A 13,524-nucleotide genomic window follows, 5' to 3' on the forward strand; every position below is an offset into this window, starting at 1 on the left:
CGACTTCAGCGACCCCAGCCACAGCGGACGGCCCTCCGGCCGCCCCTGCCCGTACGTCGCCACGATCGCCTGCGCCTCGATCGGATCACCCAGCCGCGTGCCCGTCCCGTGCGCCTCCACCACGTCCACGTCAGCGGCGGCGACGCGGGCGTCCGCGAGGGCCTGGGTGATGGCCCGTTCCTGCGCGATGCCGTTGGGCGCGGTCAGGCCGTTGCTGGCGCCGTCCTGGTTCACCGCGGTGCCCCGGACGAGAGCCAGCACCCGGCGCCCGTTACGGCGGGCGTCGGAGAGCCGCTCCAGCATCAGCACGCCCACGCCCTCGGCCCAGCCCGTGCCGTCGGCGGAGGCGGCGAAGGCCTTGCAGCGGCCGTCCCGGGCCAGCCCGCCCTGACGCGAGAACTCGGTGAAGATGCCGGGCGAGGACATCACCGTCACCCCGCCCACGATCGCCATGTCGGACTCGCCCGAACGCAGCGACCGCACGGCCAGGTGCAGGGCCACCAGCGAGGACGAACACGCGGTGTCGACCGTCACCGCCGGACCCTCAAGGCCCAGGACGTACGCGATACGGCCGGAGACCACGCTGGACAGCGCGCCGGTCAGGGCGTGGCCGCCGCACGCCTCGGCGGTCCGGTGCAGGCGCGGCCCGTACTCCTGGGCGATGGCGCCGATGAACACACCCGTGCGGCTCTGGTGCAGCGAGGCCGGGTCGATGCCGGCCCGCTCGCACAGCTCCCAGGAGCACTCCAGCAGCAGTCGCTGCTGGGGGTCCATGGCGAGCGCCTCGCGCGGCGAGATGCCGAAGAAGTCGGCGTCGAACTCGCCGGCGTCGTAGAGGAACCCGCCGTGCCTGGTGTACGAGGTGCCGGGGCGCTCGCGGTCCGGGTGGTAGAGGGCGTCCTGGTCCCAGCCGCGGTCGCGGGGGAACTCCCCGACCGCGTCCCGGCCTTCCCGCACCAGCTCCCACAGGGCTTCCGGGGAGTCCGCGCCGCCGGGGAAGCGGCAGGCGGTGCTGGTGATCGCCACCGGCTCGGGGTTCTCCAGGCGGTGCAGGCGTTCTCGGGTCTTGCGCAGGTCGACGGTGACCCGGCGCAGATACTCGACCAGTTCCTGTTCGTCGTGTGCCACGTTGTGCCAACCCCTCGGTTCCTCAGGACTCAGCCGAGTTCCTGGTCGATGTAGCTGAGCAGTTCACTGACGGAGGCGATCTCCAGGCCTTCCGTGTCATCGGCTCCGACGCCGTTGGTGCCGGAGCCCGCGGCCACCCGGTCCAGCAGGGTGCGCAGGCGTTCCTCCACGCGCGCCCTGGCCGCCTCGTCGCCGAAGGTCCTGGGCAGGGCGGCCTCCAGCCGGTCCAGTTCGGGCAGACCGGGCGCCGGGGCGTCCGTCTCCGTGCCGACCTCGGTCAGCAGGTGGTCCGCGAGCCGCCCCGGTGTCGGGTGGTTGAAGAGCAGCGAGGGCGGCAGCCGCAGGCCGGTCGCCTCCATCAGCCGGTTGCGCAGTTCGACGGAGGTGAGCGAGTCGTAGCCGAGGTCCTTGAAGGTGGCGTCCGCGTCGACCGCCGTCGCGCCGCCCCGGCCGAGCACCGCCGCGGTGTGGTCGCGGACCAGGTCCACGACGGTGCGACGGCGTTCCTCCTCCGGCAGCCCGGAGAGCCGGCGGCCGAGGTCGGGCGCGGTGGCCCGGACGGTGTCCGGGGCGGCGGCCAGGGGGGCGAGGGAACGCAGCACGACGGGGCTCTTCTCCCCCTGGGCGCGCACCGTGGCCAGGTCCCATGCGGTCGGCACCACGGAGGGCTCCCCGAGGTCCAGGGCGGCGTCCAGCAGCGCGAGGCCGTCCGGCGCGGACAGCGGCACCAGGCCGGTGCGCCGCATCCGGGTCCGGTCCGCCGTGCCGAGCGAGGATCCGCCCATCCCGTCCTCGATGTCCCACCAGCCCCAGGCCAGGGAGAGGGCGGGCAGTCCGAGGGAGTGCCGGTGCTGGGCGAGGCCGTCCAGACAGGCGTTGGCGGCGGCGTAGTTGGCCTGGCCGGCGCCGCCGATGGTGCCCATCACGGAGGAGAACAGCACGAAGGCGGCGAGATCGCGGTCGGCGGTGAGCTCGTGCAGGGCGCGGGCGGCCTCCGCCTTGGGGCGCATCACCGCGGCCAGCCGCTCGGGGGTGAGGCCGGAGACCACGCCGTCGTCGAGTACGCCCGCCGCGTGCACGACGGCGGTCAGCGGGACGCCGTCCAGCAGGCGGGCGAGCGCCTCCCGGTCGGCGACGTCGCAGGCCACCAGGTCCGCTCGGGCGCCGAGTTCGGTGAGTTCGGCGAGGAACTCCGCCGCCTCGGGCGCGTCCGGTCCGCGCCGGCCCACCAGCAGCAGCCGCCGGACGCCGTGTTCGGTGACCAGGTGCCGTGCGGTGAGCCGACCGAGCGCGCCGGTGGCGCCGGTGATCAGGACGGTGCCCTCGGGGTCGAGGCGCGGCGGCAGGGTGAGGGCCACCTTGCCGGTGTGCCGGGCCTGGCTCATGTGCCGGAAGGCGTCCTTGGCGCGGCGCACGTCCCAGGTGGTGACGGGCAGGGGTGCCAGGGCTCCCGTCTCGAAGAGCCGGAGGAGCTCGGTGAGCATCGTGGCGATCTGCTGCGGGGCGAGGTCGAGGAGGTCGAACGCCTGGTACGCCACACCGGGATGCTCGGAGGCGACCTCGCCGGCGTCCCGGATGTCCGTCTTGCCCATCTCGATGAACCGGCCGCCGGGGCGCAGCAGACGCAGCGAGGCGTCGACGAACTCCCCGGCGAGGGAGTCGAGCACCACGTCCACGCCGTCGGCGAAGGTCTGCTCGAAGTCCAGGGTGCGGGAGGAGGCGAGCTGTCCGGAGGCCAGTCCCAGGCCGGTGAGCGTGTCCCACTTGCCGGGGCTCGCGGTGGCCCTGACCTCGGCGCCGAGGTGCCGGGCGAGCTGTACGGCGGCCATGCCGACGCCGCCCGCCGCGGAGTGGATCAGCACGGTCTCGCCGGGGCGGAGCGCGGCCAGTTCCACGAGGGCGTGGTAGGCGGTGAGGAACACCAGGGGTGCCGTGGCGGCCTCGGCGTCGCTCCACCCGTCGGGAACGCGGACGAGCGTGCGGTGGTCGGCCACCGCGACCGGCCCGAAGGCGCCGCGGAACAGCCCCATCACCCGGTCCCCCGGGGCGAGCCCGGTGACCTCCGGCCCGACCTCGGTGACGACGCCGGCGCCCTCCTGGCCGAGCAGACCGGCGTCGCCCGGGTACATGCCGAGCACGGTGAGAACGTCGCGGAAGTTGACACCGGCGACGCTCACGGCGAGCCGTACCTGTCCGGGGGCCAGAGGGCCGGCGGCCTCGGGGCAGGGCTGGAGGGCGAGCACGTCGAGGGTGCCCGTGCGGGGTGCCGCCAGCCGCCAGGCGGGGGTGCCGGCGGGGGGCACGAGGCCCGTCGGCCGGGTCAGACGGGGCACGCGGGCGGTGCCCTCCCGCAGGGCCAGCTGAGGTTCACCGGTGGCGACGGCCGTGGACAGGGCGGCGTACGACTCGGGCCGGTCGTCGGTGTCCACGAGGACGAAGCGGCCGGGGTGCTCGGACTGCGCCGCGCGCACCAGGCCCCAGACGGCGGCCGTGCCGGGGTCGACCGGGTCGCCCTCGTCCGTGGCGACGCCGGAGCGGGTCACCAGGGCCAGGCGCGAGGTCGCGGCGCTGTCGTCGGAGAGCCAGTCCTGGACGAGGGCGAGCGCGGCCTCGGCGGGCGGGGCCCCGGTGGCGGGCAGGGTGCGGAAGGTCACGTCGGCCGCTCCGGACGCCGCCACGGGGCCGGACTTCGCCAGGGCCTCGGCGAGCGCGGTGTCCGCGGGGTCCGGCAGCGCCACGGAGGTCAGCGGGCCGCCGGTCAGGGGCAGTTCCTGCCACTCCAGGCGGAACAGGGCGTCGTGCGCCGAGGCCCTGAGCTGGGCCTGGGTGACGGGCCGCAGCACGAGGTCGTCCACGGTGGCCACGGTCCGGTCGCCGTCGGCGACGGTCAGCGCGAAGGCGTGCGGGCCGGTCCGCCGCAGCCGTACGCGCACGGTGTCGGGGCAGGGGGCGTACCGGGTGACACCGGTGAAGGAGAACGGCAGCAGGGCGCCGCCGGTCTCCTCGGCGAGGTGTGCCGCAGCGGCGTGCAGCGCGGCGTCGAGGAGCACCGGGTGCAGGGCGAAAGCGCCCGAGGGTGCCTCGTCGGGCCGGCGCACCTCGGCGTAGAGGTCCTCCCCCACGCGCCAGGCGGTGGTGACGCCCCGGAAGGCGGGGCCGTAGCCGTAGCCGAGGCCGGCGAGGCGTTCGTAGAGCCCGTCGGCGGTGATCTCCTCCGCTCCGGCGGGCGGCCACGCTCCGGCGGGCCGGGTGTCCGGGGCGTCCGGCAGGCCCGTCTCCAGTTCGCCGGTCGCGTTGCGGGTCCAGGGCGCGTCGTCGCGGAGCCGGGACGACAGGGTCAGCGGGCGGCGGCCGTCGCGCTCCGGCCCGACCGCGAGTTGCACGGCGACCGCGCCTCGCTCGGGCAGCGCCAGCGGGCTGTGCAGGGTCAGTTCGCCGACCCGGGGATGGCCGAGCCGCTCGCCGGCGTACTGGGCGAGGTCGAGCATCGCGGTGCCGGGCAGGACGGCGGAGCCGTGCACGGCGTGGTCGCCGAGCCAGGCGGCGCCGTGCCGGGACAGCCGTGCCGTGAACAGGGTCTCCCCGGAGGCCGCCGACTCCACGGCGGCCGCGAGCAGCGGATGGTCCTGGGCCTGAAGGCCGAGTCCGGTCGCGTCCTCGGCGGCGGGGGCGGGGGCGGGGGTGAGCCAGTAGCTCTCCCGCACCATCGCCGAGGTGGGCAGGTCCACGCGCCGCGCTCCGGCGAAGCGGGCGGTCCAGTCCACCTTCGCGCCCCGGGCGTGGGCGAGCCCCAGGGCATCGGCCAGCGCCTCGGGTTCGGGCCGTCCGGCGCGTACGGCGGCGATGAAACCGGCGTCCTCACGGTCGGCGAGGCATGCGTCGCCCAGGGCGGAGAGCACGCCGTCCGGGCCGACCTCCAGGAAGGTGCGGGCCCCCTCGTCGTGGAGTGAGCGCACGGCGTCGTGGAAGCGGACGGCGGCGCGCACCTGGCGGACCCAGTACGCGGCGGTGAAGTCGCTCTCCGGCCGCCCGGTGACGGTGGAGACCAGCGGCACGCGCGGCTCGCGGTACTCGAGGGTCTCGGCCACCTTGCGGAAGTCGTCGAGCATGGCGTCCATGTGCGGCGAGTGGAAGGCGTGGCTCACCCGCAGCCGCTTGGTCCGGCGGCCCTGTTCGCCCAGGGCGGCGGCGATCTCCAGGACGACGGACTCGGTGCCGGACAGGACGGTGGCGGCCGGTCCGTTGATTCCGGCAATCGCCGCGTCGGCCTCGCGGCCGGCCAGCAGGGGCAGCACCTCCGCCTCGGTGGCCTCGACCGCGACCATCGCGCCGCCGCCCGGGAGGGCCTGCATCAGCCGCCCCCGGGCGGCGGTCAGCGCGCACGCGTCGGCGAGGGTGAGCACACCGGCCGCGTGGGCGGCGGCGATCTCGCCGACCGAGTGCCCGGCCAGCAGGCCCGGGTGCACGCCCCAGTGCGCGAGCAGCCGGAACAGGGCGACCTCGAAGGCGAACAGCGAGGTCTGGGTGTAGACGGTCCGGTCCAGCAACGGCAGGCCGTCGGGGGCGATCGTGCCGTCGAACACGATCTCGCGCAGGGGCAGGTCCCCGTGGCGGCCGAGTTCCTCCCACACCTCGTCCAGCGCCCGCGCGAACTCGGGGTGGGCGTCGTACAGTTCGCGTCCCATGCCCACCCGCTGGGCCCCCTGCCCGGTGAACAGGAACGCGGTGGCTCCGCCCTGCCGGGCCGTGCCCCTGAGGAGGCCGGGGACCACCTCGCCGTCCGCGAGGGCCCGCAGGCGGTCCAGGACCTCGGGGTCGGTCCGGTCGCCCGCGCCGTGGGTCAGCGCCGCGCGATGGTCGTGGTGGGTGCGGGTGGTGGCGAGGGAGAGCGCCACGTCGGCCGGGTGCAGACCGGGCCGGGCCGTGAGGTGGGTGTGCAGGCGGTCGGCCTGGGCACGCAGCGCCTCGGGGCTCCTGGCGGACAGCAGCCAGGTCACGGGCCCGTCCTGGCGCCGGGCCGGTTCGTCCTCGGCGGGTTCCGGAACCTGCTCCAGGATGAGGTGCGCGTTGGTGCCGCTGATGCCGAACGACGACACGGCGGCCCTACGGGGGCGGCCGGTGTCCGGCCAGGGCGCCGCCTCGGTGAGGAGCCGGACGGCGCCGGTGGACCAGTCGGCGTGCGGACTGGGCGCGTCCACGTGCAGGGTGCGGGGCAGCCGGCCGTGGCGCAGCGCGAGCACCATCTTGATCACTCCGCCGACGCCGGCGGCGGCCTGGCTGTGGCCGATGTTCGACTTCAGCGAGCCGAGCAGCAGGGGCCGTTCCGCGGGCCGGTTCTGCCCGTAGGTGGCGAGCAGGGCGCCGGCCTCGATGGGGTCGCCGAGGGTGGTGCCGGTGCCGTGCGCCTCGACGGCGTCGACCTGGTCGGCCGTGAGCCGGGCGGCGGCCAGTGCCTGCCGGATGACGCGCTCCTGTGCGGGGCCGCTGGGAGCGCTCAGCCCGTTGCTCGCGCCGTCCTGGTTGACGGCGCTGCCACGGATCACGGCGAGCACCGGGTGCCCCCGGCGCCGGGCGTCCGACAGCCGCTCCAGCAGGACCATGCCGACGCCCTCGGCCCAGGCCGTGCCGTTCGCGGCGGCCGCGAAGGCCTTGCAGCGGCCGTCCGGGGCGAGTCCGCGCTGGCGGGAGAACTCCACGAACATGCCGGGCGTGGCCATCACCGTGGCGCCCCCGGCCAGGGCCAACTCGCACTCGCCCTGGCGCAGCGCCTGGGCGGCCATGTGCAGGGAGACCAGCGACGAGGAGCAGGCGGTGTCCACGGTGACGGCGGCGCCGCGCAGGCCGAGGGTGTAGGCCACCCGGCCCGAGGCGACGCTGGAGGAGCTGCCGGTGAGGAGGTAGCCGTCGGCGCCCTCGGCCGGTTCGTGCAGGCGGGGGCCGTAGTCCTGGGCCATCACACCGGCGAACACGCCGGTGCGGGTGCCGCGCAGGGACTCCGGGTCGAGACCGGCCCGCTCCACGGCCTCCCAGGACGTCTCCAGGAGCAGCCGCTGCTGGGGGTCCATGGCGAGCGCCTCGCGCGGGGAGATCCCGAAGAAGCCGGGGTCGAAGCGGTCGGCGTGGTCGAGGAATCCGCCCTGGGTGACATAGGTGCGGCCGGACCGCTCGGAGTCGGGGTCGTACAGGGTCTGGAGGTCCCAGCCCCGGTCGGTGGGGAAGTCGGAGACGGCGTCCACTCCGTCCGACACGAGCCGCCACAGGTCCTCGGGGGACTCGACGCCGCCGGGGTAGCGGCAGCTCATGGCGACGACGGCGATCGGCTCGTCGTGCGCGGGTCCCGAGGAGACGGCCTCGTCGGGGGGCTCCGGCCGCGCGCTGCGCAGACGGTCGATCAGGTCGGCCGGGGAGGGGTGGTCGTAGACCAGGGTGGTGGGCAGGTCCAGGCCCGTGGAGCGGCGCAGCAGGTTGCGGAACTCCACGCCGGCGCGGGAGTCGAACCCGAGGTCCTTGAAGGTGCTGTCGAGGTCGAGTCCGTCGGCCGAGGGCCGGCCGAGCACCTGGGCGAGGGCACGGGCGACGAGATCACCGGCGGCGGCGACCTCGCCGGGAGCGCCGTCGGCCGGCCGGCCGGCGGCCGGGTCCGCGGGGTCGGCGACGGTGTCGTACCAGTGGCGCTGCCGCTGGAAGGGGTAGGTCGGAAGGTCGACGCCGGTGCCGTCCGCGCCGTCGGGCAGGAAGGTCTCCCAGGCGACGGGGACACCGGCGGCCCAGGCGGAGGCCAGGGAGCGGGCGAAGCGCTCGGGGCCGCCGTCCTGGCGGCGCAGGGTTTCCAGTGCGCTGCCCGTGGCGCGGACGCCGTCGAGGATCTGCTCGACGCCGAGGGTGAGGACGGGGTGCGGGCTGCACTCCACGAAGGTGGTGCGGCCGTCGGTGACCAGGGCGCGGACCACCGGTTCGAACAGCACGGTGCTGCGCAGGTTGCGCACCCAGTACGAGCCGTCCAGTTCGCGGGTGTCGACCGGCTCGCCGGTGACCGTGGAGTGGAAGGGGACGCGGCCGGGGCGCGGGCGGACGGGGGCGAGCAGCGACGACAGCTCGTCGGCCAGCTCGTCCATGTGGGCGGTGTGGGAGGCGTAGTCGACCGGTACCAGGCGGGCCCGGACGTCGCGTTCCTCGCAGTGGGCGAGCAGTTCGTGGAGCGCGTCGGTGTCCCCGGCCACGACCGACGAGGCGGGACCGTTGACGGCGGCCAGGGAGAGCGCGCCGTCCCAGGGGGCGATCAGCTCCGTGGCCTCGGCGGCCGGCAGCAGCACCGACATCATGCCGCCCCGCCCGGCGGCGCGCCGGATCACCTGGGAGCGCAGGGCCACGACACGGGCGCCGTCCCCCAGGGTCAGCGCACCGGCCGCGCAGGCGGCGGCGATCTCGCCCTGGGAGTGGCCGACGACGGCCTCGGGGACCACACCGCGGTGCTCCCAGAGGGCGGCCAGGGAGACCATGACGGCCCACAGGACGGGCTGGACGACGTCGACGCGCTCCAGGTACGCATCCGCCTCGGCTCCCGTGGCCCGCATGACGTCGGTGAGGGACCAGTCGACGAACTCGCTCAGCGCCTCTTCGCAGGCGGCGACGGAACGGGCGAACTCCGGCTCTTGGTCCAGGAGTTCCACACCCATGCCGATCCACTGCGATCCTTGCCCGGGGAAGACGAAGACCGCGTTGCGGGGAGTCGCGGGAGTGGCCCCGTCCTCGGCGACGGCGGCGAGTCCGGCGAGGAGTTCGCCGGTGTCCCGGCCCAGTGAGACGGCCCGGTACTCGAACTCGGAGCGGGTGGTGAGCAGGGCGTGCGCCACATCGGCCGGTGCCCGCCCGGCCGCCGCCTCCGTGAGGCGCCCGGCCTGCTCGCGCAGGGCTCCGGGGCTCCGGGCGGAGAGGACCCAGGGCACCAGTGCGCCGTCGGCGGTGGCGGGGCGCTCGGCGGGGGGCTCTTCGGCTGCCGGGGCCTCGGCGAGGACGACGTGGCAGTTGGTGCCGCCCATGCCGAAGGAGCTGACTCCGGCGAGGAGCCGGCGGTCCGGGGCGGGCCAGTCGGACAGCTCGGTCTGCACCCGGAGTTTCCACTCGTCCAGCGGGATCGCCGGGTTGGCCCGGGTGAAGTTGAGGCTGGCGGGCAGCGCGCGGTGCCGCAGGGCCAGCGCCGTCTTGATGAAGCCGACGACCCCGGCACCGCCTTCCAGGTGCCCGACGTTGGTCTTCACCGAGCCGACCCGCAGCGGCTGCGAGGCGTCCCGGCCGGCCCCGAGGACATCGCCCAGGGCCCGCGCCTCGACGGGGTCGCCGACCCGGGTTCCGGTGCCGTGCAGTTCGACGTACTGCACCTCGGACGGCTCGACGCCGGCGCGGGCGCAGGCGGCGCGCAGCACCTGGCGCTGCCCGTCGGCGCTGGGGACGGCGAGCGCCTCCGAGTGACCGTCGTGGTTGACGGCGCTGCCGCGCACCACGCAGTAGACACGGTCGCCGTCGGCGAGCGCCCGGGAGAGGCGCTTGAGGACGACGAAGCCGCCTCCCTCGCCGCGCACGTAGCCGTTGGCGCGTTCGTCGAAGGTGTGGCAGCGGCCGTCGGGCGAGAGGGCGCCGAAGTCGTCGATGCGGCTGGTGGTCTCCTCGCTGAGCATGAGGTTGACGCCGCCGGCGAGGGCGAGGTCGCAGTCCCCGTCGAGCAGGCCGCGCACGGCCAGGTGGACGGCGACCAGGGAGGAGGACTGGGCGGTGTCCACGACCATGCTGGGGCCGCGCAGTCCCAGCAGGTGGGAGAGGCGGTTGGCGATCAGGCTGCGGTGACCGCCCGGGTAGGTGTACTGGCTCGGGGTGCCCGCCGTGCCCTGCTGGAGACGCGCGTAGTCGTCGGAGATGGCGCCGACGAACACGCCGGCGGCGGTGCCGCTGAGCCGGGCGGGCACGCTGCGGGCATCCTCCAGGGCCTCCCAGCCGAGTTCGAGCATGAGCCGCTGCTGGGGGTCCATCGCGGCGGCTTCCCGCCCGGTGATGCCGAAGAACGCGGGGTCGAAGCCGTCGACCCGGTCGAGGAAACCGCCGCGCCAGTCCCTGTTCCCCGTCGCCCGGCCGTTGTCGGCCCAACGGCCCTCCGGGACGCCCGTGATGGCCTCGCGGCCCTCGGTCAGCAGCCGCCAGAAGCCTCGGACGTCGCCCGCCTGCGGCAGTCGGCAGGACAGGCCGACGACCGCCACCGCGTCCTGGAACGTCATGTCACCGGTGTTCAATGTCATCTCCGCTGGTGGGTAGTCAGCCTGCATCGGTGCCCCTGGCCGGGGCCGGGCGAAGGCCGGTCGGGACGAGTGGCGTGGCCGGCGCGGCCCGGAGCGGGGGCCCGGGCGGGTGGGAGGACCCCACCGCCGCGCTCGCGACCGGAGCCGCCGTCTTGTCGCTCATTCGTGACCGTCCAAGGGGGGTACGGGACAGGGGAACGCCTGGCCGGGAGGGCACGGCTCGGTGGACGCGCACGCCGTCGCGGTCGCGTGGGTCCGGTCCCTCGGCAGGGGGCGGGGACCGGTTGGTCGGAGTAGGGGGGAGTGGACCGGCCGCCGCCTCAGAGGGCCCGGCGCGGGGCGTTCCCCTCGGCTGTGGCCTGCTGGATCCCAACGAAAACAGCCGGCATTCACCGCTCGGTCAGCGTGCACTCATCGCGGTGGGCGGACGACGCGTCGCGCCACGGGTCGTCCGGCCGGACGGCCCACGACGGCCGTCAGCCGTCGAACGGGCCGGTTCTCTGGAAGGCGCCGCCGAAGAAGGTCAGCGCCTGACGGCCGGCGCCGAGGCGGGCTTCGAGCACCCGCCCGATGAAGATCGAATGGTCACCGGACTCGACCGTGTCCGTGAGCAGGCACTCCAGCCAGGCGATGGCACCGGCGAGGAGCGGTGTGCCGGTGTGCGGGCCCGGGGTCCAGTCCGTGTGCGCGAACTGCTCGGGGCCGAGCACCCGGTTCTTGTCGGCGAAGTACCGGGCGACCCCTTCCTGGTCACCGCTCAGGACGGACACCCCGAAGTGCCCGGTCTCGCTGATCGCCCGCCGCATGACGGCGTCACGGGCGACGCAGCACAGCACACTGGGCGGATCGAGCGAGACCGAACTGAACGCGTTGGCGGTCATGCCGTGGATGTGGGCACCGCCCGTGGACAGCACCGTGACACCCGTCGCGAATCGCGACATCGCCTCGCGCAGTGACACGGACGAGGTGCGGTCCAGGGGGCTGCTGATGTCGGACGGCACGCGGTTCATGCCGTGTCCTCTGTACGAACCATGGGGGGAAACCTAGGCGGGCGGCTGCTATCGGCGACTCATCGCCGGATCATCACCCGCTCTACGTCTCACCGCACCGCTTCGCAGAACGACCTCCGCGGCGCCAGCGACACCCCGCTCCAGTTGACGTGTTCGATGTCGCCCGTACGCCCCGGGAAGCGCGTCAGCAGTTCCGGCCGCGCGGCGACGACGACCAGCAGCGGGACGGGGCCCTCGACCCGGTCCTCCGCCAGCGATTCCAGGAAGCGCAGGCCCGTCTCGTCCACGTCGTCGGCGTCGTCCACCATGACGACGAGCGGCCGCACCCGGGAGGCGGCCACCAGGAAGTCCCGCAGCGCGGGAAGCGCGTCCTGCTGCGCCGAGGCGTCGTGGGCCCCGTTTCCGGCCGAGGGCACGAGCAGCGGTGCCAGCCGGTCGCCGAGCTCCTTCCACCTGCCGGCCGCGTGCCGCAACGCCTCGCAGGCGGCGGCGAGCCGGGAACGCGCGTGCTCGGGCCCTCGCTCCGGTTCGATGCCGCAGTACGCCGCGAGGATACGTTTCGGCAGGTCCGCTCCGGCCCGCCACAGGGGGCCGTCGGCAGACCCGTGGTCCACCCTGACGAACCGGGCGGGGGTGTCGGCACCGCGGATCGCGGCGCGCTGCTCGAACTCCGCCAGCAGCCTCGTCTTGCCTGCTCCGTGCTGCCCGACCACCGTCACCAGGTGGGACTGCCCCCGGCCGCAGGTGCGCTCCAGCGCCTGGGCCAGCATGCCGAGTTCGTGGTCCCGGTCGACGAGCGGTCCGGGATCCTCGTCGGTGGACAGCTGGGCGCACACGGCCAGGTAGTCGCCGTACGTCCCGTTCACCTCCCACACGTCGGCGAGACCGTCGACCCGCAGGAACCGGAACAGTCCGATCACGGCCCTGCGGGTCTCGTCGCACACGCGGACGGTCTGGCCGTCCGTCCCGGCGAGCAGCGCGTGCGCCTGGTCCAGCAGCACGCCTGTGCCGTTGGGCAGTGAGCAGTGCGAATCGGCGGACGGAGGGGCGTAGGTCTGTCCTCGGGTCACCGCCAGTTTGACGACCACGTCGTCCCGCTTCTTCATCCGGTCCTGCACGGCGAGGGCGGCGAGCAGGGCACGTGTGGCGTCGCGGTCCGTGGAGCGCTGGACACCGAACAGGACGGCCGAGCAGGTGCCCCCGAGCACCACGTGCCGGCCGCCGTAGTAGTCGATCACCTCCCGGATCCCGGCGTCGATCGGGTCGGCGGGAAGGCCGCCCCCGGGACCCGCGTGACCGTCCTGGTGGACGGGGTGGGCGCAGATCAGCAGGTGACTCACCGGCCTGGACCGCACGGCTCCGCCCGGCTGCGGAGGCAGCGGCGGCGGGAAGGACTCGGCGGAGGGCACGGCGGACGCCTGAGGGAAGGGAGGGGGGACTTGAGGGAAAGGAGCGGAGACCTGAGGGAAGGGAGCGGGGACCTGGGGGAAGGGAGACGGGACGGCCTCGGGGCCGCGGATCACCACGGGCCGGGTCTGGACGGCGACCTCGGACAGGGAGGGGTCGTGGTTCAGGATCGCCCTCTGGAGCTCGCGGAGCTTCAGGCCGGGGTCGACGCCCAGGTTCTCGACGAGGTCGCAGCGCACCTGTTCGTAGAGGTTCAGCGCGTCGACCTGTCGTCCGCTGCGGTACAGCGCGAGCATCAGCTGCGCGCAGGTGGCTTCCCTCAGCGGGTGGCTCTCCAGCAGCTTCTCGAGCTCCCCGAGAATGATGTGGTGGCGCCCGCAGGCGAGTTCCGCCTGGAAATAGTCGTCCAGGGCGTCGAGGCGTGAATTCTGCGCGGCGACCAGATCCGGCCAGGCGATGCCGGCCTCGGCGAGATCGGCCAGCACCGGTCCCCGCCACAGGTCCAACGCCTGGCGCAGGACGGCGCTCGCCGTCACCGGATCACCTTTGGCCAAGTATTCACGGCCCGTTGCGACATCATCCCGGAACCGGTACAGATCGACCCGGCCGAGACCGACTTCGAGGATGTATCCCGGCTCCCTCGTGAGGAGTTTCGGCCACGAAGGTGACATTTCAGCCGACCGGAAATCCGC

General features: G+C 74.6%; 4 protein-coding genes. All 4 read right to left on the reverse strand.

The features are described 5' to 3' along the window. Nucleotides 1-1,128, reverse strand: a 1,128-nt coding sequence (locus ADK65_RS18440) for a beta-ketoacyl synthase N-terminal-like domain-containing protein (RefSeq protein ID WP_199825659.1), incomplete at its 3' end; no start/stop codon positions are given. Between the two features lie 29 nt (nt 1,129-1,157). Beyond that, a complete protein-coding gene (locus ADK65_RS18445) occupies nt 1,158-10,394 on the reverse strand; it encodes a type I polyketide synthase (RefSeq protein ID WP_078956042.1) in 9,237 nt (3,078 codons plus the stop codon). A 497-nt stretch (nt 10,395-10,891) separates the two neighbouring features. Next, complete coding sequence (locus tag ADK65_RS18450; RefSeq protein ID WP_053671331.1) at nt 10,892-11,425, reverse strand: flavin reductase family protein; 534 nt, start codon at nt 11,423-11,425, stop codon at nt 10,892-10,894. 89 nt (nt 11,426-11,514) lie between these two features. Then, a complete protein-coding gene (locus tag ADK65_RS18455; RefSeq protein WP_234352911.1) occupies nt 11,515-13,503 on the reverse strand; it encodes an AfsR/SARP family transcriptional regulator in 1,989 nt (662 codons plus the stop codon). Nucleotides 13,504-13,524: the final 21 nt, after the last annotated feature.

Source organism: Streptomyces sp. NRRL B-1140, from assembly GCF_001280065.1.
GTDB lineage: Bacteria > Actinomycetota > Actinomycetes > Streptomycetales > Streptomycetaceae > Streptomyces.

What these genes read in the sequence shown, in the direction of transcription:
- ADK65_RS18445 (WP_078956042.1), bottom strand. Translation starts at nt 10,394, where the DNA reads ATGACGTTCCAGGACGCGGTGGCGGTCGTCGGCCTGTCCTGCCGACTG.
- ADK65_RS18455 (WP_234352911.1), bottom strand. Translation starts at nt 13,503, where the DNA reads ATGTCACCTTCGTGGCCGAAACTCCTCACGAGGGAGCCGGGATACATC.
- ADK65_RS18450 (WP_053671331.1), bottom strand. Translation starts at nt 11,425, where the DNA reads ATGAACCGCGTGCCGTCCGACATCAGCAGCCCCCTGGACCGCACCTCG.